The organism is Saccharopolyspora sp. NPDC002376 (genome assembly GCF_053593195.1).
In genome coordinates this window covers 37,200-60,174 of sequence record NZ_JBSFBZ010000016.1, presented here as the reverse complement: position 1 = coordinate 60,174, position 22,975 = coordinate 37,200, and the positions used below count along the sequence as shown (strand labels likewise).

Annotated in this window: 20 protein-coding genes, 1 tRNA gene and 2 pseudogenes; 18 read left to right on the top strand and 5 right to left on the bottom strand. The window is 68.1% G+C overall.

Features of this window, described 5'->3' with window-relative positions; translation table 11 throughout:
- Nucleotides 1-25 precede the first annotated feature (25 nt).
- The 3 genes and pseudogenes from ACWCO2_RS13635 to ACWCO2_RS13625 all read left to right on the top strand — a co-directional run bounded on the left by ACWCO2_RS13635 (nt 26) and on the right by ACWCO2_RS13625 (nt 1,022).
- Nucleotides 26-99: transfer RNA gene (locus ACWCO2_RS13635), tRNA-Thr, on the top strand.
- A gap of 129 nt (nt 100-228) precedes the next feature.
- Nucleotides 229-558 (top strand): annotated as a pseudogene (locus ACWCO2_RS13630) (class I SAM-dependent methyltransferase); the annotation flags it as partial.
- Between the two features lie 26 nt (nt 559-584).
- Nucleotides 585-1,022 carry a hypothetical protein gene (locus ACWCO2_RS13625; protein ID WP_450128115.1) on the top strand — a complete coding sequence of 146 codons (438 nt, stop codon included), beginning with the start codon at nt 585-587 and terminating at the stop codon, nt 1,020-1,022.
- 8 nt (nt 1,023-1,030) lie between these two features.
- Here ACWCO2_RS13625 and ACWCO2_RS13620 read toward each other — a convergent pair whose 3' ends face one another.
- Entirely contained in the window at nt 1,031-1,432 is a 402-nt protein-coding gene (locus ACWCO2_RS13620; RefSeq protein ID WP_450128049.1) for a hypothetical protein, read from the bottom strand.
- A gap of 329 nt (nt 1,433-1,761) precedes the next feature.
- On the opposite strand from ACWCO2_RS13620, the gene ACWCO2_RS13615 reads away from it, so the two are divergent.
- On the top strand, nt 1,762-2,259 hold the full coding sequence (locus tag ACWCO2_RS13615) for an SgcJ/EcaC family oxidoreductase (protein WP_450128048.1): 498 nt from the start codon (nt 1,762-1,764) through the stop codon (nt 2,257-2,259).
- A 236-nt stretch (nt 2,260-2,495) separates the two neighbouring features.
- Here the strand turns inward: ACWCO2_RS13615 and ACWCO2_RS13610 are convergent, their stop codons facing one another.
- The gene (locus tag ACWCO2_RS13610) at nt 2,496-3,071 is read right to left on the bottom strand and encodes a dihydrofolate reductase family protein (protein ID WP_450128047.1); all 576 of its coding nucleotides are present in this window, start codon (nt 3,069-3,071) and stop codon (nt 2,496-2,498) included.
- A 223-nt stretch (nt 3,072-3,294) separates the two neighbouring features.
- On the opposite strand from ACWCO2_RS13610, the gene ACWCO2_RS13605 reads away from it, so the two are divergent.
- From ACWCO2_RS13605 to ACWCO2_RS13595, 3 genes are all read left to right on the top strand, one after another.
- Nucleotides 3,295-3,480, top strand: coding sequence for a hypothetical protein (locus tag ACWCO2_RS13605; RefSeq protein WP_450128046.1), 186 nt, complete (start codon nt 3,295-3,297; stop codon nt 3,478-3,480).
- A gap of 43 nt (nt 3,481-3,523) precedes the next feature.
- A complete protein-coding gene (locus ACWCO2_RS13600) occupies nt 3,524-4,165 on the top strand; it encodes a class I SAM-dependent methyltransferase (RefSeq protein WP_450128045.1) in 642 nt (213 codons plus the stop codon).
- 317 nt (nt 4,166-4,482) lie between these two features.
- A complete protein-coding gene (locus tag ACWCO2_RS13595) occupies nt 4,483-4,944 on the top strand; it encodes a DinB family protein (RefSeq protein WP_450128112.1) in 462 nt (153 codons plus the stop codon).
- A 4-nt stretch (nt 4,945-4,948) separates the two neighbouring features.
- On the opposite strand, the gene ACWCO2_RS13590 is transcribed toward ACWCO2_RS13595, so the two are convergent.
- The gene (locus ACWCO2_RS13590; protein ID WP_450128114.1) at nt 4,949-5,158 is read right to left on the bottom strand and encodes a hypothetical protein; all 210 of its coding nucleotides are present in this window, start codon (nt 5,156-5,158) and stop codon (nt 4,949-4,951) included.
- 84 nt (nt 5,159-5,242) lie between these two features.
- Nucleotides 5,243-6,403 carry a trans-sulfuration enzyme family protein gene (locus tag ACWCO2_RS13585; protein WP_450128044.1) on the bottom strand — a complete coding sequence of 387 codons (1,161 nt, stop codon included), beginning with the start codon at nt 6,401-6,403 and terminating at the stop codon, nt 5,243-5,245.
- 551 nt (nt 6,404-6,954) lie between these two features.
- Here ACWCO2_RS13585 and ACWCO2_RS13580 point away from each other — a divergent pair.
- The 5 genes from ACWCO2_RS13580 to ACWCO2_RS13560 all read left to right on the top strand — a co-directional run bounded on the left by ACWCO2_RS13580 (nt 6,955) and on the right by ACWCO2_RS13560 (nt 11,876).
- Complete coding sequence (locus ACWCO2_RS13580) at nt 6,955-7,524, top strand: M23 family metallopeptidase (protein ID WP_450128043.1); 570 nt, start codon at nt 6,955-6,957, stop codon at nt 7,522-7,524.
- Nucleotides 7,525-7,795: 271 nt separating this feature from the next.
- Nucleotides 7,796-8,608 carry a DUF4231 domain-containing protein gene (locus tag ACWCO2_RS13575; RefSeq protein ID WP_450128042.1) on the top strand — a complete coding sequence of 271 codons (813 nt, stop codon included), beginning with the start codon at nt 7,796-7,798 and terminating at the stop codon, nt 8,606-8,608.
- Nucleotides 8,609-8,772: 164 nt separating this feature from the next.
- Entirely contained in the window at nt 8,773-9,555 is a 783-nt protein-coding gene (locus tag ACWCO2_RS13570; RefSeq protein WP_450128041.1) for a hypothetical protein, read from the top strand.
- A gap of 305 nt (nt 9,556-9,860) precedes the next feature.
- The gene (locus ACWCO2_RS13565) at nt 9,861-10,103 is read left to right on the top strand and encodes a hypothetical protein (protein ID WP_450128040.1); all 243 of its coding nucleotides are present in this window, start codon (nt 9,861-9,863) and stop codon (nt 10,101-10,103) included.
- Between the two features lie 159 nt (nt 10,104-10,262).
- Nucleotides 10,263-11,876, top strand: a complete 1,614-nt coding sequence (locus tag ACWCO2_RS13560) for an MDR family MFS transporter (RefSeq protein WP_450128039.1) — start codon at nt 10,263-10,265, stop codon at nt 11,874-11,876.
- A gap of 208 nt (nt 11,877-12,084) precedes the next feature.
- Here ACWCO2_RS13560 and ACWCO2_RS13555 read toward each other — a convergent pair whose 3' ends face one another.
- The gene (locus ACWCO2_RS13555) at nt 12,085-12,573 is read right to left on the bottom strand and encodes an inorganic diphosphatase (protein ID WP_450128038.1); all 489 of its coding nucleotides are present in this window, start codon (nt 12,571-12,573) and stop codon (nt 12,085-12,087) included.
- A 146-nt stretch (nt 12,574-12,719) separates the two neighbouring features.
- On the opposite strand from ACWCO2_RS13555, the gene dacB reads away from it, so the two are divergent.
- From dacB to ACWCO2_RS13525, 6 genes and pseudogenes are all read left to right on the top strand, one after another.
- Nucleotides 12,720-16,319 (top strand): D-alanyl-D-alanine carboxypeptidase/D-alanyl-D-alanine endopeptidase, encoded by a 3,600-nt coding sequence (gene dacB, locus ACWCO2_RS13550; RefSeq protein WP_450128037.1) that lies wholly within the window; start codon nt 12,720-12,722, stop codon nt 16,317-16,319.
- Nucleotides 16,320-16,642: 323 nt separating this feature from the next.
- Nucleotides 16,643-17,725 (top strand): zinc-dependent metalloprotease, encoded by a 1,083-nt coding sequence (locus ACWCO2_RS13545; RefSeq protein ID WP_450128111.1) that lies wholly within the window; start codon nt 16,643-16,645, stop codon nt 17,723-17,725.
- Between the two features lie 47 nt (nt 17,726-17,772).
- On the top strand, nt 17,773-18,759 hold the full coding sequence (gene tilS / locus ACWCO2_RS13540; RefSeq protein ID WP_450128036.1) for a tRNA lysidine(34) synthetase TilS: 987 nt from the start codon (nt 17,773-17,775) through the stop codon (nt 18,757-18,759).
- Nucleotides 18,760-18,836: 77 nt separating this feature from the next.
- Nucleotides 18,837-19,391: a hypoxanthine phosphoribosyltransferase gene (gene hpt / locus ACWCO2_RS13535; protein ID WP_450128035.1), complete on the top strand. Its 555-nt coding sequence runs from the start codon at nt 18,837-18,839 to the stop codon at nt 19,389-19,391.
- A 221-nt stretch (nt 19,392-19,612) separates the two neighbouring features.
- Nucleotides 19,613-21,955 (top strand): ATP-dependent zinc metalloprotease FtsH, encoded by a 2,343-nt coding sequence (ftsH, locus tag ACWCO2_RS13530; protein WP_450128034.1) that lies wholly within the window; start codon nt 19,613-19,615, stop codon nt 21,953-21,955.
- Between the two features lie 57 nt (nt 21,956-22,012).
- Nucleotides 22,013-22,288: pseudogene (locus ACWCO2_RS13525) on the top strand (GTP cyclohydrolase I); the annotation flags it as partial.
- Nucleotides 22,289-22,975: the final 687 nt, after the last annotated feature.

Below are 22,975 nucleotides of genomic sequence, written 5' to 3'. Positions count from 1 at the left end.
GGCCCGCTACACTTGACCGCGCAATGCCGCCTTAGCTCAGTCGGCCAGAGCGACGCACTCGTAATGCGTAGGTCAAGGGTTCGATTCCCTTAGGCGGCTCGCTGGAAGACCGCAGGATCACTCAGGTGACCTGCGGTTTTTCTTTTGCGCTGGCCGAGGGCTGGTCCCCTGCTTCCATGTCGAGTTCTCGGTTGTCGGGTGAACCGCGCGTAGGCTCTGCGGACGGAAATGGCACGCGGTCGTCGGAGGTGTGCCGCGGTGATCGGGGATGGGCGAGTGCTCGATTACGACGTTGAGGCTCGGGAGTACGACGCTTCTCGGGGTGGCGAGCCCAGGGCGCAGGCGGCGGCTGACGCGCTGGAACGGCTGCTGCCGCAGGGGCCTTCCGTGATCCTGGACATCGCGTGCGGCCCCGGCATCGTGACGAGTCGGCTGCTGCGGCCGGAGCGAACAGTGGTGGGGGTCGACCGCTCGTCCGGGATGCTGAGTCTGGCCGCAGAGCGAGCACCTGGCGGTGTCGTGCGCGGTGAGGCTGGGCGGTTGCCGGTGAAGTCGGGAAGCGTGGACGCGGTCGTGATCGTCTGGTGTTGCATCTGCTGCCCGACTCCGCGCCGGTGCTGGCCGAGGCAGCCAGGGTGTTGCGTCCTGGTGGGGTGCTCATCACCACCGTCGACAAGGACGACGCGTACTTCGTCGAGGACAGCGATATCGCCCGGACCACTGCGGAGCTGCGACGTCAGTACGCGCCCCGAGTGACCGATCGCTGTGCGCGGGTGCTGGCTGAGAGCCGCCTTGAGCTCGTGGGCGAGACGCTGTTCCCCGGGGTCGGCCAGGGCCGCAGCCCGCGCGAGTGGCGAGAAGCGATCGAGTCCGGGCACGTTCCCTGGAGGAGGCATGCCACGCCGGACCAGGTAGCGGACGTGCGCCGACGCCTCGCCGGACTACCTGACCAAGACGTGGCGCGCCCAGACCCGCTCTACCGCCTCGTCGCTTTGAAGAGCCCGGGGAACCGCCGCCCCTGACTGGCTTTCTAGTCGCAGTACTGCGCTGTTGCCCAGTGGGTGCCGGGGATCATGTGGGCGACGTAGCGGGCGTCGGTTGCGGTGAAGGTGAACTCGACGTACGGGTAGGCGGTGGTGTCTTCCGGGAAGTCGTCGTCGGGGCAGTCGTCCCAGAAGCCGTCGGCTTCCCAGAACGCCGGCGTGTTCTGCTCTTCGCTCACTTCGGCGGACTCGATGATCTCGTCGATCCGGTCGATGAAGTACTCGCCCGGGTCCTCCTCGCCGTTGATCTTCTTCTCGAAGGCGTCCCGCAGCACGTGCTCGTCGGCTGTCGCGGCCGCCTGCTCGAAGGAAATGGGCAGCTGGTCGCCCGTGAGCCCGTCGTCGATGTAGAAGGACCCCTTCTTCATCCGGTGCCACACGTCGATCACGAGGTCGAGCGGTACCCGTTGATCTGGCGCTGACCGCGGATCGTGGTGGACTCTGGTGTTGTGAGCACCGCTGACCGGGAGCGATTGCGGGCGACGTTCGGTGCAGACGCCGAGCGGTACCAGCGCTGCCGTCCGGGGTATCCGCCCGCCTTGTTCAGCTGGCCATCGCGTATCGCTGCGCTGCTTGATTCGTCGGTGAGTTCCCGCGTTCTCGAATCGAGGCGTCGCGGACCTTGATATCGACTTAAGTCGAGGTTTTACGTTGATCTCGTGCCGGTCGGGATTTCCGGCGGTATGCAGAGAGTTTCGTAGCAGCGAGGAGATGCGCCATGACGGTTCAGGTCGCCGGGGTCGAGGTTCCACAGGAGGATGTGGATGCCATCGTTGCTCTGGTCTCCGGAGTTGAGCACGCCCAGCAGAACGCGCTTCCGGATGCGTTCATGAGTGCGTTCCGGCAGGACGCCATGTGGACCACCGCGCACGGGAAGCGGCTGACCGGTTTCGACGAGATCAGCGCCTTCACCCACAAGGTGCTGCCCGCAACGATCGAAATGCCCGTGACCGCTACCTACGAGGCCTCGTACATCTTGTTCATCCGTCCGGACATCGCCGCGGTCAAGATCCGGCAGCGTCCCGTCACCCGTGACGGGCAGCCGTTGGACGAGGTGTTCCGCGGGCACGACGATCCGTCCGCGTTGGTGGTGGAACAGCCCGACGCGGTCCCGGGCACGCCGCTGTACGTCCTGGCGAAGGACGACGGCGAATGGCGCGTCGCAGCCGCCCAGAACACAAAGGTCCTCGACCCCGAAACCCTCGCCGCGATCTGACCGCCGCAGGCTGGGCGGGCGCTGGGAAAACCGCAAGGTGGCGTGACCTGCGATTTCCCTTCGGGATCGTGACTGGGGTGTGGGGAGGGCCTAGCCTTCGCTTCGTGGTGAACGTCTTGGCCGGGGTCATCGGGGCGCTGCTGGGGTTCGTCGCCTCGCTCCGGAAGGAGATCGACAGCGCGTAACCCCTGGAACTGGCAACGCGCCCCCGGTGTCGGGGGCGCGTTGCCGTGGGGTCAGTGGATGACGTCGTAGACGAGCTTTTGGATTCCGTTGGAGTAGGCGGTGCTTTCGACGAGCTTGAGGTTCTGCTTGTCCTTGTCGGTGTCGCTGAAGAGCTTCTTGCCCGCTCCGAGGAGGACAGGGAAGAGGAGCAGGTGGTAGCGGTCGATCAGGCCGGCGTCGGCGAGGTTGCGGTTCAGGGTTGCGCTGCCGTTGATGATGATCGGGCCGCCTTCGGTCTCCTTGAGCTTGGCGACGTCGTCCAGCGAGCGCAGGATGGTGATCTCGCCCCAGTTGTCCACCAGGTCCTCGTCCTTGAGGGTGGTGGAGACGACGTACTTCGGCATCGTCTTGTAGCGGGGGAATTCCTCGGTCATCTGCGGCCACACCGGGGAGAACGCCTCGTAGCTGACCCGGCCCATCATCAGGGCGGTGGCTTCTTCCTGCTCGCGCCCCTTGATCTCGAAGACCGCTTCGTCGAACTCGATGTCCTTGAAAGTCCAGCCCGCGTTGCGGTAGCCCGGCTCCCCACCGGGGGCCTCGACGACGCCGTCCAGCGAGACGAAGGCGGTGGCGATCAGGTTGCGCATCTGCTGCTCCTATGTTGTTCCGGCTTGCTCTCATCAACGCATCGAACGGTAGCCGCCGGGATCGACACCTCATGTCGAAAAATTTTTGATGATCTGATCGGTCCAGGTCATGGCGGGTTTCAAGGGCTCTTTCGGTGGTTCGATGGTGGCACCGCCGGGTCGATGCAGCCACCGCTCGGCCCGTGGGCGTTGGACGGGGCCGCGGATTTGTGAGCATGGTCGGGTGGCCGAGGAGCACGCGCGGTTGTTCCAAAGCGTCGGTCGTGCCTTGGGCGACGAGTCCCGGACGCTGTCCCAGCTCGCGGCGGGCCACGAGACGCCGAACGGTATCAACGAGCGCATCCGGACCATCTGGTTCGACCCGGCGAACGCCAACGCCCTCGACGAACTCCTGCACGACCTCACCTAGAGCCTGTCCGTTTGGTCGGTCGGTGGCTCTAGAGTTCTCGCTCGTGGCTGAACCTTCCTCGTACCTCGAAGCAACGGCGGGCGCCTACGATGCCGTTGCTGTCCTTTATGCCGAACTCTTCCGCGATTCGCTTAACGGATTTCCGCTGGACCGCGCCATGATCGCCGCGTTCGCCGAGCTCGCTCGGACCCCTGGTGCCGGACCCGTCGCAGAGCTGGGGTGCGGCCCCGGATTCCTGACCGCGCATTTGCAGGGCCTGGGGCTGGACGTCTTCGGCGTCGACCTGTCGCCGGTGATGATCGATCTGGCTCGCGAGGCGTACCCGGACCTGCGGTTCGAGGTCGGCTCCATGGACGCCCTGGACATCGCCGACGGGACGCTGCAGGGCATCCTGTCCTGGTACTCGGTCATTCACGCCCCGCCGCAGGACATGCCCTCGTACTTCGCCGAGTTCCAGCGGGTGCTCGCGCCTGGCGGTCACCTCTTGCTCGGCTTCTTCGAGTCGGAAGACGGGCTGATCGAGGCGTTCGACCACAAGGTGACGACCGCCTACCGGTGGCCGATCGACGATCTCGCGGAGCTGGCCGGCAAAACCGGGTTCGTCGAAGTCGGACGGATGTTGCGCGAGCCGCACGAGGAGGAACGGCAGCTCCGCCACGGCCACCTGCTGATGCGCAAGGGCTGATCGCCTGCCCATCCACGGTTGTCGGCCCGTCGCACGACTCATCGGACAGGCCCTGATCGTGGGGCACCCGGGGCTGTGTCAATTTCTCGCGAAATTGACCATCACCCGGGTGACGCCGCCGCAAGGAGGTGCGGAAGTGGTTGTGGGGTTGGGCGTTTCGTTCTGTGGTGCTGCGTTCGATGCAGTCCGGGGTCAGGAGGGACCGGGCGTGGAAAACCTGTTTTTCGGGTCGGCAGAAGGGGGCATGATGACCGGGGAACCAGGAGAGGGGCGTCGTGGAGCGAGTTGGACCGCCGATCGTCGGTGCTGAGCGGGAGATGTTGCGGGGGCACTTGGACTTTCACCGCGCCACGTTGGCGATGAAGTGTGCGGACCTCGGCGACGACGAGCTGCGGCAGCAGGCGATGCCACCGTCGACGTTGTCGTTGCTCGGGTTGGTTCGGCACATGGCCGAGGTGGAGCGGGCGTGGTTCCGGCGGACCATCAACGAAGAGCACGACCTCCCATTGGTGTGGTCGGACGAAGGCGACTTCCAGGCTGCGTACGCCGCGAGTAGATCTAGTCGGGAGGAGGCGTTTCCGGCTTGGCAGAACGAGATCGAGCACGCGCGCAGGATCGAGCGCGCGGCTGAGTCGCTGGACGTGACCGTGCACAACGCCAGGTGGGGCAAGGACGTGTCGCTGCGAATGGTGATGTTGCACCTGATCCACGAGTACGCCCGCCACAACGGCCACGCGGACCTCCTCCGCGAAGCCATCGACGGAACCGTCGGCGTGTGAGCTGTCAGGCTTCGGCGAGGGTTGCGGCGAAGGCTCGCAGTTGCGACGTTTCCGCTGCTCGCGGATAGGTCAGGGCGAGCGTTGACGGCGGGAGTCCGGTCACCGGGACGAGGCTGATGTCCCGGCGGGCGTGGTGCTGGGCACGCTCCCGCTCATCGCCGGACGTTGGGCGCTCGATCCGCTGCACTCCTCGGTCGGCTTCCCGATCCGGCACCTCGGGGTGTCGGAGGTGCGCGGCCGGTTCACCACGTTCGACGCCGAACTCGTGGTCGGGGAGGGGATCGCGGACGACGCGAGGTCAGAGCTTGGTGAGGGCTTGGGTGAAGTCTGCGATGAGGTCCTCGGTGTTCTCGATGCCGACGCTGATGCGGACCAGGTCGTCGGTGATGCCGAGGGCCTCGCGGTCTTCGCGGCTCATGCCCGCGTGCGAGGTCGCGGCTGGGCGGGTGATCAGGGACTCCACTCCGCCGAGACTTGGTGCTTCGTAAGGGAGTTGGAGCGCGTCGATCAGGGATTGGGCCGCTGATATGCCGTCGGTGAGACGGAGGCTGAGCATTCCGCCGAAGCCGGTGAACAGCTCTGCGGCGTGCTGGTGGTCCGGGTGTGTGGGCAGACCGGGGTAGTTCACCTCGCTGATTTTCGATTGTGCGGCGAGGAATTCGGCCAACTCCAGGGCGCTGGCGTTCTGCGCTTTGACGCGCAGCGCCAGCGTCTTCAGGCCGCGGGCCAGCAGGAATCCGGCGTGCGGGTCGAGGCTTCCGCCGAAGTGGTTCAACGTGGTGCGGACGCGTTCGACGCGGTCCGCGCGGCCGATGACGGCACCCGCGACGATGTCGGAGTGGCCGTTGAGGTACTTCGTCGCGCTGTGCAGGGAGAGGTCGAAACCGAGCTCGGCAGGGCGGAAGTTGACCGGCGTGGCGAAGGTGTTGTCGATCAGACTCACCAGGCCGTTGAACTGCGCGAACTCCACCACCTCGCGCAGCTTTCCGACGCGCATGAGCGGGTTCGCGATGCTCTCCACCAGGATCGCCTTGGTGTTGGGCGCTGCTTCCCAGGTGTCCGGTCGCTGCGGGTCGATGAACGTGACCTCCCAGCCGAAGTCGGTGGCGTGCTCGGTCAGGAAGTCGTGCGTGCCGCCGTAGAGGCAGTTGCCAACGAGCAGGTGGTCCCCGGCGCGCAGCACGCTGTGCAGGGCCGTGGTGATCGCTGCCATGCCGGACGTGGTCGCCAGCCCGGCCTCGGCGCCTTCCAGCGCGGCGAGCTTGTCGTGCAGATACGACTGGGACGGCGTCGAATTCAGCCGGATGTAGCGGAGGTCGTGGTAGTCGGTGCCGGGCGGCACGGAGTAGACCGTGCTCTGGTAGATCGGGAACACCACGGCGCCCTCCGGGCCCGGACGCCGTTCGCCGCCGTGCACCGCCACTGTCTCGATCCGCGACATCGCAACCTCCATCGGCATGGACCCGCTCCGCCGTCACACTAGGTTCGCGGTCACCGGGGCGGAAGCCGCTGATCCCGCGATCGCTCACCGCAACCGGACCGCCGTGTCCGCACCCGGTCGAGTGGATCTTGGGGATGAAGCGTGTCGACGCCCGGATTGCGAAGGATCGACGTCGGTCACGGCGCCACGCCGGGACGGTGATCACTCGATCAGGTGAGTTTTGCGGAGTTGAAGGGGTGAATCGGAGCCCGGATGTCCGCTCGACACCGTCCGTGAGGAGCCGAACGGTCTTCGGATTCCACCAGGCTCCGGTTCACCGAAAATTGTGACCACTGTGGACTCAGGGTGTTCGTCGCGGTTTCTTGTGGCGGACTTTCCAAGTCCTCCGGGCGATGTGCGCAAAACCTTTCCCGCTCATGCCATCGGGCCATTCCGGAATGCATTCCCCGAGCACCTCGGCTGGAATCTTCCTGGGCCGCCCCGCGCCGGATCGAACGGCATTCGGCGCCTATGCGGAATTCAGCCCGGCCACCGCCCGATGCGGCGGATGGCGGGAGGAGTGGAATCCGATGGCAATTCGAGAGAAGACCGCACTCGGCGGTCTCGCCGCGTTGTTCGCAGTCAGCATCCTGTGCACCGCGACCGATCTGTCCGCCGCCATGACCGCGCCGGACCTCGACCCCGGTCCCGCGGGCAACTTCGCAGCCGACATCGCTGCTCCGAGGCCTGTGCAGGCCCCGGAGTCCGACGCGGAGTGGGTGCCGCCGACCACGGGCGAGATCAGCAGCGAATTCGGCGATCGTTGGGGGACCGTGCACAACGGCGTCGACATCGCCAACGACGAAGGCACCCCGATCCGGGCCGCTTCGGAAGGAGTCGTCATCGATTCCGGACCGGCCAGCGGATACGGCATGTGGATCAGGATCCAGCACGACGGCGACATCATTTCGACGTACGGGCACATCGACTCCAACTTCGCGGAAGTTGGTGAATCCGTGCGGGCCGGTGAGGTCATCGCGACGATGGGCAACCGCGGCCAATCCACCGGACCGCACCTGCACTTCCAGCTCGACGTCGCCGGACGACCGGTCGACCCAGTGCAGTTCTACGCCGACCGTTCCGCCGAATTGCTCGGCTGAAAACCGGTCCACGCGCTCCAGCCCCGGTTGGTCGTCGCGCGATCGGCGCTGCCACAGTGGCAGGCCCCGGAGCCGGTCGAGCCGCCCGACGGGCGGTAACCGCTGTTATCACTGCGGAGTGTCGCGCGGCGAACGACCTCCGAACCCAGCGGCGATCACCCGGCGCAGCCGGAAGTCGTCCGGAAGGACGAACCGACCATCACCCTCCTGGTCGATTGTCGTGGTGCTCCGGTAGCTACTTCGATCGCATTAACGCGCTGGAAGGATAGTGATGGAGCGAGTGGACATGGCTGGGATCGTCGGCGGCGGAGTGCTCGCCGGGGACAACCGACCGGATGACTGGGAGCGCCGGATCACGGTGCGCTCCGAGCAGCTCTACCGCACTCGGATGGTTCAGCGGATGCTGCTGCTCTGGGCGGTGCCGGGCAACTTGTTGCTGGTGGTCCTCGGAGCGATCGCGCTGGCGTTATGGGGGATAGCGGTACCGGCCGCGGTGGTGTTCGTGCTGGCGGTTGCCTCGATCGCGGTGGCGGCGAGGTTCGTCTACCAGCAGCACTTTAAGGTGCGCGCGGTGGAGACGGAACTGCGTGCGCTGGAGCACGGCTACCGCGAGAACCTGCTGGACGAACTGGGGAACGGGGACCTGCTGGGGGTGCACAAGCGCTACCGGGCGCAGCTGCCGGAGCTGGTCGAGCGCTACCGCGGCGAAGCGCGGCGCGACCAGTGGAAGGACAACGCCCTGCAGACCGTGGTGGTGGGCGGCTCGATAGTTGCTGCTGCGGTCACCGCCACTGCTATGTCCATTGTGGATATGCGTTGGGTGGCTGCGGTGCTGAGCCTGCTGGTCGCGGTGTCCGCGGCCTTCGCCGGGTACGCGAAGTACCGGGACCGCGCGCAGGCGCTGCAGCGGACCGCGGACTCCTTGGAGCGGGAGTACGAATCGGTGGAGCTGCGGGTCGGGCGGTACCGTCGGTTCGACAGCGAACGCCAGGCGTACGCGGAGTTCGCCGATGCGGTGGACGCGCTGCGGGCCGAGCAGGCGCGGCGGTTGCCGTCGGCAGCGATCAATGGGCCGAGCCAGTAATCACGCCAGGTCTGTTCGCTCGAAAGTGGGGCGCAGGGACGGGAAATCGGTCACCAAGTGTCTACATTTCCCACCTAAGTGATCGCTGAATAGTGGAGGTTGATCCTTCCGTAATCTCCGCCCGGGCACAGGAATTTCGGCCTGTGCAGAGAGGAGATTGCGAGATGAAGCGCACCCTTACGGCCGCGGCGGCTGTGCTGGTCGGCGGCGCTGGTGCCGTCGGATTCGCCGGTGCTGCGAACGCCGAACCCGTTCCGATGCCGGCGCCGGCGCCGGCGCCGGGGCAGTTGCCCGCCGAACTGCCCACGGACAACAACCTCGCGCAGACCGCGTTCCACGCTGCGGGGACGCTGCACTCCGCGCAGCAGACCATCGGCGACGTGGTTCCGCTGGACAGGCAGCTCGCCGGCCGCAGCGGCGACCCGCTCGGCGACCTCGCCAGTGGCCTCCTGGGCGGCCTGCCCGCCAAGGACCTGCTCGGCGGTCTCACCGGTGTGGCCGGCAAGGCCGGCGGGCAGACCAACGCGGTCACCGGCCTGCCGGAGCAGCTGCTCGGCACCCTGCCGGTCGGCGACGTCGTCCCGGTCGCGCACACCATGCCCGTGGGCAGGAGCGGCGTCACCGACATGCTGCCGCCCGGCGTTGCGCCGTCGGTGGACTACCTGAAGCCCACCACCAAGCCCGCGCAGCTGCCGCAGCAGCTCCCGCAGGACGTGGACCTGGTCGGCGAGACGGTCAACGGCGTCGTGAACAGCACCCCGCTGGGCCGCGTCGGTGACCCGGCGGAGGTCCTCGGTGGCGGTAGCGACGTGGTCGGCGGCCTCGCCGGCAACCTGACCCAGAGCCTGCCGGTCGGCAGGGCGGCCGCGGGCGATCTCCCGCTGGAGCCGGTCACCGACCTGATCCAGCACGGCCCGCTCGGTGGAAACCAGCAGCTGGGCGGCTGATCCAGCACAGCGGTCCGCCACATCTCCGCCCGCGTCGGAGCGCTGAACTGCAACGGGCGGCCCCGAAACCCGCGCTGTCGGCGATCGGTAGCGCGGTCGTAGGACCGAACCGGCGAGTGCGTAGCCGGTAGCGCCCTCGAATCAAGACTCGATGGCCCTCGCGAACACGCGGGGGCCATCGTCATGCCTCGTGAGCGGTCGCAAGCGCCACCACCGCCGCGTTGGGCCAAAAGGGTGGAGCGCGTCCGACCCGCATCATGAACCGGCGCCCCGCGCATTTCCCTTCCGCGACGGGAGGGGACGCGATGTTGTGGTCGACGGTGGTGGTCGTGGCGGGACTGGCGCTCGCCGTTCCGGGAATCCGCAGGTACTTGCGCCGACGCCGGGCGGTGTCCCGCGCGCGGACCGAACTGGCCTGGTTCTACCAGCAGCGACCGCAGCGCGAGCGGTTCACGCCGGGCAGCGGCAAGCACGCATCGACGGTCCCGGTCGTCGTGCTGCGCCGCGTCGACGGCACGGCGTTGGGGAGGGTGCCCCGGCATCGGTGACGTGATCCGGTGCGCGAGAAAGGAAGTTGCTCCGCCCGTTCGGGGGGTGGATATTGGTCTCCGTCTACTAGTTGAGTGCTGCAAGCAAATTTCTGGGGATGTCGGGGTGCCGCAGCGCTCCAGCCGGATTCGCACGCCGGCTCCGAACGAGGAGAACAGATGTCGGAAACGGCTGTGCCGTCAGCACGGCCCGCGGCTTCCGCGCTCAGCCACCGCCAGATCCTGACCGTGCTCACCGGCCTCCTGCTGGGGCTGTTCCTGGGCGCGCTCGACCAGACCATCGTCAGCTCCGCGATCCGGGTGATCGCCGACCAGTTGCACGGCCAGACCGCGCAGGCGTGGGTCACCACCGCCTACCTCATCGCCTCGACCATCACGACCCCGCTGTACGGCAAGCTCTCCGACATCTACGGTCGGAAACCGCTGTACCTGACCGCGATCTCGCTGTTCCTGGCCGGATCGCTGCTGTGCGGCATGGCGAACTCGATCTACGAGCTGGCCGCCTTCCGCGCGGTCCAGGGCCTCGGCGGCGGTGGCCTGATGTCGCTGGCGCTGACGATCGTCTCGGACATGGTTCCGCCCCGGCAGCGCAGCCGATACCAGGGCTACTTCATGGCGACCTTCGGCAGCGCCAGCGTGATCGGGCCGGTGGTCGGCGGACTGTTCGCCGGGATGGACAGCTTCCTCGGCATCGACGGGTGGCGCTGGGTGTTCCTGGTGAACCTGCCGGTCGGGCTGGTCGCGCTGGCCGTCGTGACGAAGGTGCTCAACGTCGCCACCGAGCGCGTCCAGCACCGCATCGACTACCTGGGCGCGGCGTCGCTGGTCGTGCTGCTGGTGCCGCTGCTGACCGTTGCCGAGCAGGGACGCGAGTGGGGTTGGCTGTCGTCGCTGTCGCTGACCATGTTCGGCATCGGGACGCTGGGTCTGGTGCTTTTCGTGCTCGCCGAGCGGCGGATGGGGGCGGAGGCGCTGCTGCCGCTGCGGATGTTCCGGCTGCCGTCGTTCCGGATGGGCAACATCCTCAACTTCCTGGTCGGCATCGGCATGTTCGGCGGGCTGAGCTCGGTGCCGCTGTACCTGCAGATCGTCAAGGGCCTGAACCCGACCGAGGCCGGTCTGATGCTGCTGCCGATGACCGCCGGGATCATGATCTCCAGCGGAACGGTGGGGCAGCTGATCGCCCGCACCGGCCGGTTGAAGGTGTTCCCGATCATCGGTTCGGCGCTGATGGCCAGCTCGCTGTTCCTGTTCAGCCTGATCGAGGTGGACACGTCGCTGGTCCAGGTGGGGGCGACGGCGCTGCTGATGGGCGGCGGGCTCGGCATGCTGATGCAGACCCTGACCCTGGTGGTGCAGACCGACGCCACCCCGCGCGACCTGGGTGTGGCGACGGCGTCGGTGAACCTGTTCCGCCAGACCGGCGGCACGGTGGGCGCGGCGGCGTTCCTGTCGATCCTGTTCAGCACGGTCGGCGGCCGGATCGCGGACGCGATGCGAGCCGCGGCGTCCTCGCCGGACTTCATCGCGGCGACGCAGGACCCGGCGGTCAGCGCGGATCCGGCGAACCAGGCCTTCCTGCAGGCACTGCGCGACGGCCAGCCGATGGACCTGAACGACACGTCGTTCCTGCACCACCTGGACCCGCGCCTGGCCCACCCGATCCTGGAGGGCTTCGCCAGCTCGATGAGCACGGTCTTCTTCATCGGAGGCTGCGTGGTGGTCCTGGCCTTCGCCCTGACCTGGTTCCTCCGAGACGTCCGCCTGGACTGATCCCGTTCCACAGACTTGTCCACAGAACCCGCCAGTTATCCCCAACCCTGTGGACAACTAAGAGATCAGTCCTGTTTGGCCTGGTAAAAGCCCGTGAGTCTTTTGTGCTGCTAGAACGACACCGAAGACTCGCGGGTCACGACCAGCCGAAACGAAAAAGCCCTCCCACGCGCTTGAAGCGGGGAGGGCTTGTTCTTGGAGCCGGGGTTCAGTGACCGTGTTCCTTGGCTCGTTCGTACGAGCGCTTGATCTCGGCCTCGGCCTCGACGCGGCCGACCCACGTCGCACCCTCCACGCTCTTGCCCGGTTCCAGATCCTTGTACACCTCGAAGAAGTGCTGGATCTCCAGCTTGTAGAACTCGGCGATGTGGTGGATGTCGCGCAGGTGCTCCTGGCGCGGGTCGTCCGAGGGCACGCAGATGACCTTGTCGTCGCCGCCCTTCTCGTCCCGCATCCGGAACATGCCGATGGCGCGCGACTTGATCAGGCAGCCCGGGAAGGTCGGCTCCTGGACCAGCACCAGCGCGTCCAACGGGTCGCCGTCCTCGCCGAGGGTGTCCTCGATGAACCCGTAGTCGGCCGGGTACTGGGTGGCGGTGAACAGCGTCCGGTCGAGACGGATCCGTCCCGTCTCGTGGTCCACCTCGTACTTGTTCCGGTTCCCCTTGGGGATCTCGATCGTGACGTCGAAGTCCACGCGGTTCCTCACTCGTCTTGCGTCGGATGCAGCCGCCCGCTCCCGCGCGCGGCCACGTCTAGTGTGGACCACGGCAGCGCACCGAGCCCCACCGCAGTGTGGGAGCTCGCAATCTGGCAGTCTGGCGATCCGTCGAGGAGGAGCACGTGCCCGAACCCCAGAACAGCCGGGGTGAGGTGGCCGAATCCGACGCCGGGACGTCGTCACCGGACAGCGAGAGCCCGAGCCGAACCGCTGCGCCGTCGCCGAACCGACCTGCGGAAGCCCCCGCCCCGGAGGCGTCGGACACCACCCCACCCGAGACCGACCGAACCGCGGATGGCAAAGCTGTGACCTCGGATGATGTCGAGAAGACGCCGGAGTCGGCCGAGTCGGCGGACGACGCTGAGACCAAGCGCACAACCACCGTGTCGAAGCGCGTGTCGGGCGCGCTGGTCGGCCCGGAACCCGAGGATCCGGCGGAAGCCGAGACGGCTCGGTCGAAGACCGTCGAGAAGGCGGAGTCGGGCGGCGAGGCGAGCGCCTCGAAGCGCGTCGCGGGCAGCCTCGAGGCCGACTCGGTTGCCGAGGACGCGGACGCTGATCAGGGTGACGCTGAGGGGTCGACCTCCGCTGACGACTCGGCTGATCAGCCAGACAGCAGCAATGACTCGAAACCTGCCGCTGAGGACGACAGCGCGGCTGCCGAGACCGAAGCTGCTGCCGAGAAGTCCGACGCTGCTGAAGCGTCTGATGATGACGTCAGCGCTGATCAGGACGCATCCGAGACGCCGGCGAGCGACGACGACTCGACCGAGGAGCAGGAGACTTCGGAGTCTGCTGATCAGGACGCTGCTTCGGACGAAGCCGATGGCGACGCTGCTGCGGAGGAGACCGACGTAGCGGACTCGACCGATGCCGACGCTGGTCAGGACGACGACGCCGAGGCAAGCGACGACACCACCGATGAGTCGGAGTCCACTCCGGCTGATCAGGACGTTGAGGAAGCCGCCGAGAGCGACGCGGAAAACCCCGCCGCTGCCGAGAGCGCGTCGGCTGACGAGGAGTCTGACAGCGCTGCGGAGGCCGAGAGCTCGGACTCCGAGGACAGCGACGCCTCGGGTGCAGTGACGTCCGGAGCTTCCGGGCGAGTGACCGGAACCGTTGACCTCAGCGACGAAGCGGACTCCGAGGACTCCGCTGATGCGCAGAAGGAGTCGGCTGAGAAGGACGAATCCGCCGCCGACGAACCGTCCGACGACGCTGCCTCCGAAGCGGAGGAGGACGAGAAATCAGCCGAGGAGCCCGCTGAAGAGTCGTCGTCTGACGAAAAGGCAGCCGAGGCGCCGGAGAACGCCGACGAGAAGTCCGATGACGCGGAGAAGTCGTCGTCGGAGGACGTCGAGTCGACTCCGTACGAGTCGCAGGCGGCTGAGCAGTCGACCTCCGACGAGCAGGACTCGGACACCGCTGACGACCAGGAACCGTCCTGGCCGTCGGACGAGTCGACTCCTGCCGAAGGGTCCGAAGCCGAGCAGTCGTCGGAGGATGCCGAAGCCGAGCAGTCGTCGGAGGACGCCGAAGCCGACGAGTCGTCGGAGGACGCCGAGTCGGAGGACGCCGAGTCGGAAAGCTCTGACGAGAAGGAAAGCTCTGACGAGAAGGAAAGCTCTGACGAGAAGGAAAGCTCTGACGAGAAGCCGCCTGCTCCGGCCGCTCCGCCGGAGACCGCGGTCGAGCAGACTCAGCAGTTCCGGCCGATCACCGACGTGCCGCCGGTCGCAGGCGTCGAGCAGACGCAGCAGATCAGCCGGGTCGACGTCGCCGGGCTCGGGCCGATCGACAGCACGCAGAAGATCTCGCGCGTCCCCGACGAGCGGCCGGTCGAGTCCACCCAGAAGATCGCCAAGATCCCCGCCGAGTCGGAGGTGGAGCGGACCACCCGCCTCGAGCTCTCCGACCTCGCCGACCTGCGCGCCCCGGCAGATCCGGGTCCGGCGACGCAGCGGATCCCGGTGGTGCCGCCGGTCGAACCGGCCGAGCAGACCCAGCAGTTCGTCCGCCCGGACTTCGACGCTCCCCGCTCGGCGTCCGCCGCGGACTTCGCCGGCCTGAACGCCCTGACCACGCCCACGAACAACCGCGGCGGCCTGGGAGTTCCGGCCGCCTCACCCGAGGACTTCGCCGGTCTCACAGCCCCGTACGCCAAGCCGTCGCAGGGCCTGACCCCGCCCGCCGCGTCACCCGCCGACTTCGCCGGGATGACCGCGCCGCGGGCGGAACCCGAGCCCACGGCTTCGCCCGAGGACTTCGCGGGCCTCACCGCACTGCGAGCCCAGCCGCAGCACATCGGGCCCGTCCCGGAGCAGCCGCAGCGGGTCGCGGCGCCGCCGAAGCGGAGCCGCAAGGGCCTCATCGCGGTCGCGGCGGTGCTCGTCGTGCTGCTCGGCGCGGGCATCGGCTTCGGTCCGCAGGTGGTCGACGCGCTGATGAAGGCGCAGATCGCCGATGCGCCGCCGCCCGTCCGGCTCAACCCGCAGATCAAGCCGCTCGGCCAGGACGCGCCGGCGCCCACCAGGTCCGGGCTTGACGCAGCGCTCGCCGGCCCGCTGGGCAATCCCGCGCTGGGCACGCTCGCCGGTGTCGTGAAGGACGCCCGGACCGGGCAGGTGCTGTGGGAGCAGAACACCGGTCAGGCGCTGGTCCCGGCGTCGACCGGCAAGCTGCTCGCGATGAGCGCCGCGCTGCTCGTCCTCGACCACGACCAGCGGCTGACCACCAAGGTGGTGCGCGGCAGCCAGCCGGGCAGCGTGGTGCTGGTCGGCGGCGGTGACGTGACGCTGTCGACGCTGCCGGCCGGGCAGGAGTCGGTGTACCCCGGGGCCGCCCGGTTCGACGACCTGATCGACCAGGTGCGGGCCGCGACCGGCGGGAACGTGACGTCGGTGCAGGTCGACACCAGCCGGTACACCGGTCCGAACCTCGCACCGGGCTGGCTCCCGGAGGACGTGGGCGCGGGCATGATGGCGCCGATGGAGCCGGTGATGCTCGACGGCGGCCGCAACGACCCGACCCAGGACTACAGCCCGCGGACCAACGAGCCGGCGATGCAGGCCGCGCAGCAGCTGGCCGATCGCCTCGGCGCGACGCAGGTCTCGAAGGGTTCGGCGCGGCCGAACGCGGAGGTCCTCGGCCAGGTCGAGTCGCCGACGGTGCAGCAGATGGTCGACATCGCGATGCTGCACTCGGACAACATGCTCGCCGAGGTGCTCGCGCGCGAGGTGGCCATCGCCACCGGCGCTGATCCGTCGTTCGCGGGTTCGACGAAGGCTGTGCGCGACGTGCTCGCGCAGCACGGCTTCGACGTCAACGGCACTGCGATGTCCGACGGCAGCGGGCTGTCGGTGCACGACAAGACCACGCCCAAGCTGCTCGGCGAGCTGCTGAGCTCGGCGACCACCACGGCCAGCCCGGAGGGCGGGCTGCCCCCGGACGCGGCGAAGCTGCGAGGCCTGCTGTCCGGCATGCCGATCGCGGGTGGCACCGGAAGCCTGCGGGACCGCTACGCCGGCAGCGACGGCCGAGGGTGGGTGCGGGCGAAGACCGGCACCCTCGACGGGGTCAACAGCCTGGCGGGCACGGTCGTGACCAAGGACGGCAGGCTGCTGGTGTTCGCGCTGATGTCCAACGGCCCGAGCTCGGCCGAAGACGGCCGCCGAGCCCTGGACGAGGTCACCGGAGCACTCCGGGAATGCGGCTGCAGCTGAAGGCTTGCCTTCGAACTCGTTTTGCGTGGCGGTGCAAGTGGCGGAACTTCAGCGTCCGCCTGGTCTGCGGGTGCCCAGCCCTATGTATGTGGACCGTCCTCGCCAGGACGAACGCTGAGAACCCGCGGCGGCACAAGCGCCGAGGGTGGGTTAAACGCCTGCGGCATTTCAAAGACGAAGATCAAAAACAAGGATCAAAGACAGGCACTGCGGTTCTGTCACCCGAAACGAGTTCGCCGGACACGTTTCCGAGGTACCTGCGGGCCCGGCAGGCGGGTACGGTCAGTCGTGTGAACGAGCGACCTTCCACCTTGCCCGTTTCCATGAGCGCGGCTGCGGAGCATCGGGCGCTGGACTGGAACATCGCTGTCGCGACCGCCGTCCGGTTGATGAAGCCGGGTCCGGAGGTGCCGCGGGCAGAGGCTGAGCAGGCGGTTCGCTCGTTGCGGCGGTTCAGCGTCGACGCCGAGACCCACGTCCGCGAGCGGACCGGCCTCGGCCAGGACCTGCCGATCATCGCTGGTGACGTCGTGGACCGGCCGGCTTGGGTGCGCGGGGCCGCGCACGGCCTGGCCGCTCTGACCGACGCCGCGCTGTCCTCCGCCGACGCCCGCATGCAGCGGGCCTACGACCTCTTCGGCGGGTTGAGCGCGCGCAGCGCCGGGGTGCAGGCCGGGCTCGTGCTGGCCTACCTCGGCGGCAAGGTGCTGGGGCAGTTCGACCCGTACGGCGAGTCCGGGGTCGCCGGCCAGCGCGGAAGACTGCTGCTGGTGGCACCGAACATCGTCGCGGCGCAGCGCTCCCTCGGCGTTCCGGCCGAGGACTTCTCGATGTGGGTGTGCCTGCACGAGTCCACGCACCGCCTGCAGTTCAACGCGGTGCCGTGGCTGCGCGAGCACTTCACCGAGAGCCTGGGCATCCTGCTCGCGGAGATGGAGGGCACCACCGGTGAGCTGCTGAGCAGGATCCCGACGATCCTGCGGGAAGCCCGCGCGGTCCGCTCCGGCGACTCCAGCCCGGGCATGCTCGGCGTGATCGAGCTACTCCAAACGCCGCAGCAGCGGCTCGCGCTGGACCGGATCATCGCGATCTCCACGCTGTTGGAAGGCCACGCCGACCACGTGATGGACGCGGTGGGCCCGCAGGTGGTGCCGAGCGTGGCGACGATCCGCAGCCGTTTCACCGAACGCCGCAAGGGCGGCGGCCTGCTGGACCGCCTGCTGCGCAGCCTCCTCGGCGTGGACGCCAAGATCCGCCAGTACGCCCAGGGCGCGGCGTTCACCCGCCACGTGGTGGACGAGGTGGGCATGACCGGCTTCAACGCGGTCTGGACCTCGCCGGACCACCTGCCGATCCGCGCCGAGATCAGCGACCCCGCCGCCTGGATCCGCCGGATCCACGGCTGACGCCGCCCGCTCCGCGGGACCGTCGCCTCCGGCGGGAGAATGGCGGCGTGCCGCCGCCTCCCGCCGTCAGCGCCGTCCGAGGCGCCGTCCGGCGCTTGCTCGGCTCCGCCGAGGCCGCGCCGTTCCGGGGCGCTCCGCTGGTCGTCGCGTGCTCCGGCGGCGCTGACTCGCTGGCGCTCGCCGCTGCCGCCTCGCACGCCGCCCGCCACGCGGGCGTCCCGTTGCACGGCCTGGTGGTGGATCACGGGCTCCAGGTCGGCTCCGCCGACGTCGCCGCTCGCGCTGCCCAGCAGCTCGCCGAGCTCGGAGCCGTAGCCGAGGTGATCGAGGTCGAGGTCGAGGGCTCCGGTGGTCCAGAGGCCGCCGCGCGTCGCGCGCGCTACCGGGCGCTGCGCGAACGACGTCCGCCCGGCTCGCTCGTCCTGCTCGGCCACACCCTCGACGACCAGGCGGAAACCGTGCTGCTCGGGTTGGGGCGGGGTTCCGGGGCGCGGTCGATCGCCGGGATGCGGCCGGTGGATCCGCCGTGGGCGCGGCCGTTCTTGGGCGTGCGGCGGGCGACGACCGAGGAGGTGTGCCGGGAGCTCGGGCTCGAACCTTGGCAGGATCCGCACAACGCCGATGCCCGGTTCACCCGTGTGCGGTTGCGCACAGAAGTTCTTCCGCTGATGGACGGAGTCCTGCAAGGCGGAGTTCACGAGGCGTTGGCCCGGACCGCGCAGCAGCTGCGCGAGGACGCTGACGCGCTGGACGAGTTGGCCGCCGCTGAGCGCCGTCGGGTCGAGGCCGGTGAAGGGCTGGATGCGTTGGCACTGCGGGAAATTCCGGCAGCGCTGCGGCGTCGCGTGGTGAAGGCGTGGCTGCTGGATCGGGGCGTCCCGGAGCTCACCGATGCGCACCTGAGGGCCGCCGACGCGTTGCTCACCGAGTGGCGTGGACAGGGTGGGCCGAGGTTGCCGGGTGACTTTGTGCTTCGCCGTGCGCATGGCACGCTTCAAGTCGTAGCCGCGGGTCGCAAGCCGCCGAATGGCTGACGGGCGCCGCGTTGTCGAGACCGGGGCGTTGCAGCACCGGGGGAACTGTCTTATCGCCGAAGAGGGGAAGCCGGGCCGTGTACGACGGCGACATTGCGTCAGTGCTCATCAGCGAGCAGCAGATCAAGGACAAGGTCACCGAGCTGGCCAAGCAGGTCAACGAGGACTACCAGGACTCCGGTGGCGATCTGCTGCTGGTGGGCGTCCTCAAGGGCGCGGTCATGTTCATGACCGACTTCGCGCGGGCCCTGCCGCAGCCCGCCCAACTCGAGTTCATGGCGGTCAGCTCGTACGGTTCCTCGACCTCGTCGTCCGGCGTGGTGCGGATCCTCAAGGACCTGGACCGCGACATCGCCAACCGGCACGTGCTGATCGTCGAGGACATCATCGACTCGGGTCTGACGCTGTCCTGGCTGCTCAAGAACCTCAGCTCGCGCAACCCCGCCTCCCTGGAGGTGTGCACGCTGCTGCGCAAGCCCGATGCGGTCCAGGTCGACCTGCCGGTCAAGTACGTCGGGTTCGACATCCCGAACGAGTTCGTCGTCGGCTACGGCCTCGACTACGCCGAGCGCTACCGAGACCTTCCTTACATCGGCTCGCTCGACCCCAAGGTCTACACCTCGGGCGTCTGACGCCTGGAACACGTATGTCCGGTTCGCCCCTCCTGGCCCACTGGGGCGGGGCGACCGGATACGCTGTTCATCCTGTGTCGGGCGCGGCGTGGTCGGGCCCGCACATCGGCCGGTACGCTGGTCTGAAGGGGTTGATGGCCAGGGCTAACTGTGCCTGCCGAGCAGCCGTCGCCCGAAGTGACAGTCAGGGAGGGTCGAGGCCGCCCGTCGGCCGCAAGTGAATGGACCGAAAGCGCCTGCTCCGCAACCCGCTGCTGTGGATCCTCATCGCATTTCTGTTGATCTTGTCCTTCAACGTGCTCTTCGACGAGACGCGCGCTTACCGCGAAGTCTCCACGTCGCAGGCGCTCGAGCAGATCGCTCAGGGCAAGGTCAAGGAAGCGACGATCGAGGACAAGGAGCAGCGGGTCCGGCTGACCCTGAATGACGGCCAGAACTTCGACGGCAGCAAACAGCTGATCGCGCAGTACCCGGCCGGGTCCACCGACCAGGTGGTCAATGAGATCCGCAACGCGCATGTCCCGACCTGGAACACCAAGGTCTCCCAGGACTCGTTCTGGGTGCAGATGCTGTTCTACCTGGTGCCCATCGGCCTGCTCGTGCTGCTGCTGATGTGGATGATGAACAACGTCCAGGGCGGCGGCAACCGCGTCCTGAACTTCGGCAAGTCCAAGGCCAAGCAGCTCACCAAGGACATGCCCAAGACGCTGTTCACCGACGTCGCGGGTGCCGACGAGGCTGTCGAGGAACTGCACGAGATCAAGGACTTCCTGCAGAATCCCGGCCGCTACCAGGCCCTCGGCGCGAAGATCCCGAAGGGCGTTCTGCTCTACGGCCCGCCCGGCACCGGTAAGACGCTGCTCGCGCGCGCTGTCGCCGGTGAGGCCGGCGTGCCGTTCTACTCCATCTCCGGTTCCGACTTCGTCGAGATGTTCGTCGGCGTCGGTGCCTCCCGCGTGCGCGATCTGTTCGAGCAGGCCAAGCAGAACGCGCCGTGCATCATCTTCGTCGACGAGATCGACGCGGTCGGTCGTCAGCGGGGCGCCGGCCTCGGCGGTGGCCACGACGAGCGGGAGCAGACCCTCAACCAGCTGCTGGTCGAGATGGACGGCTTCGACTCGCGCGGCGGCATCATCCTGATCGCCGCCACCAACCGCCCGGACATCCTGGACCCGGCGCTGCTGCGCCCGGGCCGCTTCGACCGTCAGATCCCGGTGTCCGCGCCGGACCTGCGCGGTCGCCGCGCGATCCTCGGCGTGCACTCCAAGGGCAAGCCGTTGGCCCAGGACGTCGACATGGAGAGCCTGGCCAAGCGCACCGTCGGCTTCTCCGGTGCCGACCTGGAGAACGTGGTCAACGAGGCCGCGCTGCTCACCGCGCGTGAGAACGGCCAGCTGATCACCGCCGCGGCGATGGAGGAAGCTGTCGACCGCGTGGTCGGCGGTCCGCGCCGCAAGAGCAAGATCGTCTCCGAGCGGGACAAGAAGATCACCGCTTACCACGAGGGCGGGCATGCGCTCGCCGCGTGGGCGATGTCCGACTTGGAGCCGGTCTACAAGCTGACGATCCTGCCGCGCGGTCGCACCGGCGGGCACGCCCTCGTCGTCCCCGAGGACGACAAGGACATGATGACCCGCTCGGAGATGATCGCCCGCCTGGTGTTCGCGCTGGGTGGCCGCTCCGCCGAGGAGCTGGTCTTCCACGAGCCGACCACCGGTGCGTCCAGCGACATCGAGCAGGCCACCAAGATCGCCCGCGCGATGGTCACCGAGTACGGCATGACCGCCCGCCTGGGCGCGGTGAAGTACGGCAAGGAGGAGGGCGACCCGTTCCTCGGGCGCACCGCCGGCCAGCAGCCGAACTACTCGCTCGAGGTCGCGCACGAGATCGACGAGGAGGTGCGTCGCCTCATCGAGGCCGCGCACACCGAGGCGTGGGAGGTGCTCAACACCTACCGCGACGTGCTCGACGACCTCGTGCTGGAGCTCATCGACAAGGAGACGCTGAACCGCAAGGACCTGGAGCGGATCTTCGCCCGCGTGGAGAAGCGCCCCAGGATCACCGCGTTCAACGACTTCGCCGGTCGCACCCCGTCGGACAAGCCGCCGATCAAGACCCCCGGCGAGCTGGCCAAGGAGCGCGGCGAGCCGTGGCCCCCGGTCAAGGAGGAGCCGACCCCGGCGCCGTCGGCGATCGGTGCGGGCGACCAGAACGGCGCCCAGCCGAGCCACGGTCAGCACGAGCCGACCCTGGCCGGTGCCGGTGCGAACCAGGGCACGGTGCAGATCCAGCAGCCGCAGCCGCCGCAGCAGCAGGGCCAGGCCCCGCAGGCGGTGCCGCCGAACTACGGTGCCCCGCCCGGCTGGACCCCGGCGACGACGCCGTCGGGCTCCAACTACTCCGGCGGTCAGAGCCAGTACAACTGGACGCCGTCCTGGGAGCGCGGGGCGCAGCAGCCCGAGCAACCGGCGGCGCCGGAGCACGGCGAGCAGCAGGCCGAGGAAGCTCCGCGGTCGGAGGGACCGGATTCGGCCCAGGACAACGGCAGCGGCACCAACCGCTGATACTGGCCCTGCGGCCAGTGGAGGAAAGAACAATTGACCAGTTCGGTCGACGAGCCGATCGGGGCGGGAGACAACTCCCGTCCCGACGGCTCTTTCCACATTCCCCAGTTCGACTATGACCGCGCTGAAGCCGCGGTGCGGGAACTGCTCCTCGCGGCGGGCGAGGACCCGGACCGGGAGGGTCTGCGCGACACTCCCGCCCGCGTCGCTCGCGCCTACCGCGAGCTGTTCGCCGGGCTCTACACCAACCCGGACGAGGTCCTGGACAAGACCTTCGACGAGGCCCACGAGGAACTCGTCCTGGTCCGCGACATCCCGGTGTACTCGCAGTGCGTGCCGAGCAAGCAAACCGTCAACTTGGTCGGCGGTGCGAAGCCAGCTCGGGACGTCCAGATCGGAGATCGTTTCTGGACCCTCGTCGACGGCAAGGTCGAGCAGACCGAAGTCGTCGAGGTCAGCTCTCACCAGAAGCGCGAACTCGTCGAAGTCGTCACGGAGAAGGGCCGGTTCCAGGTCACTCCTGATCATCCGTTGGCCACCCCGCAGGGTTGGCAGGAAGCCAAGGACGTGGCGGGTTCCTACATCGAGTGGACTCCGCCGAGGAAGTTGCGCCGCCAGCGGTGGCAGCCGCGCGTGGGTTACGAGTTCGGTTACGTGCTGGGAGCCTTGTGCTCGGACGGCACGGTCGGCGACAGATACGTGTCGTTGGTGGTGAACGACCGCGACTTCGCGAAGAACTTCACCTACGCGCTCGACTGCGCCTTCGGCATCGATGCTTCGATCGAAGAGATCGAGAGGCCGTCCGGTTATTTGCAACGCCAGGTCGAAGGCTTCCGAGTGCGAGTCGTTTCGTCCTATTTGGCGGACTTGGTGCGGCAGTACGTCGGCGGGGACGCGCATCACCAGCGGCAGCGGTTCCCGCGAGTCGTGATGTCGAACCAGATCACGTTCCATGGATTCCTGGACGCCTATGTTGACGGGGACGGGGACCGGTCGAAGTCTGGGCGTGGGCGGATGTTG

What these genes read in the sequence shown, in the direction of transcription:
- ACWCO2_RS13615 (WP_450128048.1), top strand. Translation starts at nt 1,762, where the DNA reads ATGACGGTTCAGGTCGCCGGGGTCGAGGTTCCACAGGAGGATGTGGAT.
- ACWCO2_RS13610 (WP_450128047.1), bottom strand. Translation starts at nt 3,071, where the DNA reads ATGCGCAACCTGATCGCCACCGCCTTCGTCTCGCTGGACGGCGTCGTC.
- ACWCO2_RS13595 (WP_450128112.1), top strand. Translation starts at nt 4,483, where the DNA reads ATGTTGCGGGGGCACTTGGACTTTCACCGCGCCACGTTGGCGATGAAG.
- ACWCO2_RS13585 (WP_450128044.1), bottom strand. Translation starts at nt 6,403, where the DNA reads ATGCCGATGGAGGTTGCGATGTCGCGGATCGAGACAGTGGCGGTGCAC.
- ACWCO2_RS13580 (WP_450128043.1), top strand. Translation starts at nt 6,955, where the DNA reads ATGGCAATTCGAGAGAAGACCGCACTCGGCGGTCTCGCCGCGTTGTTC.
- ACWCO2_RS13575 (WP_450128042.1), top strand. Translation starts at nt 7,796, where the DNA reads ATGGAGCGAGTGGACATGGCTGGGATCGTCGGCGGCGGAGTGCTCGCC.
- ACWCO2_RS13570 (WP_450128041.1), top strand. Translation starts at nt 8,773, where the DNA reads ATGAAGCGCACCCTTACGGCCGCGGCGGCTGTGCTGGTCGGCGGCGCT.
- ACWCO2_RS13565 (WP_450128040.1), top strand. Translation starts at nt 9,861, where the DNA reads ATGTTGTGGTCGACGGTGGTGGTCGTGGCGGGACTGGCGCTCGCCGTT.
- ACWCO2_RS13560 (WP_450128039.1), top strand. Translation starts at nt 10,263, where the DNA reads ATGTCGGAAACGGCTGTGCCGTCAGCACGGCCCGCGGCTTCCGCGCTC.
- ACWCO2_RS13545 (WP_450128111.1), top strand. Translation starts at nt 16,643, where the DNA reads ATGAGCGCGGCTGCGGAGCATCGGGCGCTGGACTGGAACATCGCTGTC.
- ftsH (WP_450128034.1), top strand. Translation starts at nt 19,613, where the DNA reads ATGGACCGAAAGCGCCTGCTCCGCAACCCGCTGCTGTGGATCCTCATC.